Source organism: uncultured Thiodictyon sp. (genome assembly GCA_903837595.1).
Taxonomy (GTDB): domain Bacteria; phylum Pseudomonadota; class Gammaproteobacteria; order Chromatiales; family Chromatiaceae; genus Thiodictyon.
Window position 1 is genome coordinate 1 of record CAILVI010000085.1, and the last position, 1,538, is coordinate 1,538.

Sequence of the window (1,538 nt, forward strand, 5' to 3'; positions counted from 1 at the left end):
CATGCTCGGCCTGGGGGAGGAGGCCGAGGAGGTCCTGGCGGTCATGGCGGCGCTGCGCGCCCACGGCTGTGCGATGCTCACCCTGGGCCAATACCTGCAACCGACCCGCGCCCACCTGCCGGTGCGACGCTACTGGACGCCGGCTGAGTTCACGGCCCTGCGGCTGGCCGGGGAGTCCATGGGATTCTCCAACGTGGCGAGCGGGGCCATGGTCCGCTCCTCCTACCATGCCGACCGCCAGGCCCAGGGCCTGGCCGCGCGGCCCCAGGAATCGGCGGAAATAACCGCCGAATGACCCCAAATCGACCGAAACATCGCGCACAAGCCTTGCCCATCCGGTCAAAATCTGGCATATCGTAAGCGTCCGGGCATCTACAGGATTGACCCTTCCCGTTTCAGGTCGTCTACTTTCAAATTGTGTGGCAGCAGCGCGGCGATGGCCTCTGGGGTCTTGGCCGTCGGCAGGTGCTCAAAGAGGTGGTTGAGGTAGGCCCAGGGCTCCAAGCCGTTGGCCTTGGCGGTTTCGATGAGGCTGTAGAGGGTGGCGCTGACCTCGGCGCCTTTGGGGCTGCCGGCGAAGAGCCAGTTTTTTCGACCGGTGACGAAGGGCCGGATGCAGTTCTCGGCGGTGTTATTGTCGATCTCCAGATGCCCATCTTCCAGGAACGTGGTCAGCGTCGGCCATTGCCCGAGGGCATAGCCGATGGCGCGCCCGAGCAAGCCCTTGGGCAGGACCCGCGGGGCGGTGGTGTCGAGCCACTGCTTGATGGTGTCGAGGATCGGGCGACTGCGCGCCTCCCGCGCGGCTTTGCGGATCGCCGGGGCGGCCCCGCGGACACTGCGCTCCACGGTATAGAGTTCGCCGATCAAGGCCACCATCTGCTGGGCGGCGCTGGCGTTACGCCCGGTGGCGGCCTCGACGAACTTGCGGCGCACATGGGCCCAACAGCCGGCATGGCCCATCACGCCGGGCGCGTTGGCCAGGACGTGATACGCGCTGTAGCCGTCGGATTGCAAGTAGAACGACAGGGGTGGTGCGTCTGCCGGTGGGTCCACGTCGGGCGGGAACAGCACCGCTTGCGGCACCGCGGCGGCCCGACTCGGGGCGTATTCAAACCAGCGCACCGGCTGTCCTGGCGGCCCGCCGCAGAAGACCCACATGTAGGACTTCTGCTCGGCCGCGCGGCCAGGCTCGCGTAGCACCTGCACCGGGGTCTCATCGATATGGATGACGGGCCCTTGGCGCAGCAGCTCTTTCAGTGCGGCGGCCACCGGCGTGAGCGGGGTGTGCAGCTGCATGAGCAGCCCGGCCATGGTCTGGCGGCTCAGCTCGATGCCCTCGCGGGCAAAGATTTTCTCCTGGCGATACAACGCCAGGGCGTCGACGAACTTGGCGGTGACGATGGCCGCCAGCAGCGAGCTGTGGGCGATCGACTTGGGGATGATTTGTACCGGGCGCGGGGCGATCTTCACCCCGACCTCAGCGCCGGGCACGTCCTCATCGCGCGCCACATACTTGGCGCGCTTATATTCGATGA

At 66.9% G+C, this 1,538-nt stretch carries 1 protein-coding gene and 1 pseudogene; one reads left to right on the forward strand and one right to left on the reverse strand.

Going from position 1 to position 1,538, the window contains the following annotated elements; all coding sequences use genetic code 11:
- Nucleotides 1-295, forward strand: a pseudogene (locus tag QZY44_RS04770) (hypothetical protein); the annotation flags it as partial.
- Nucleotides 296-372: 77 nt separating this feature from the next.
- Here QZY44_RS04770 and QZY44_RS04775 read toward each other — a convergent pair.
- A partial coding sequence (locus tag QZY44_RS04775) for an IS66 family transposase (RefSeq protein WP_295442963.1) occupies nt 373-1,538 on the reverse strand: 1,166 nt, incomplete at its 5' end.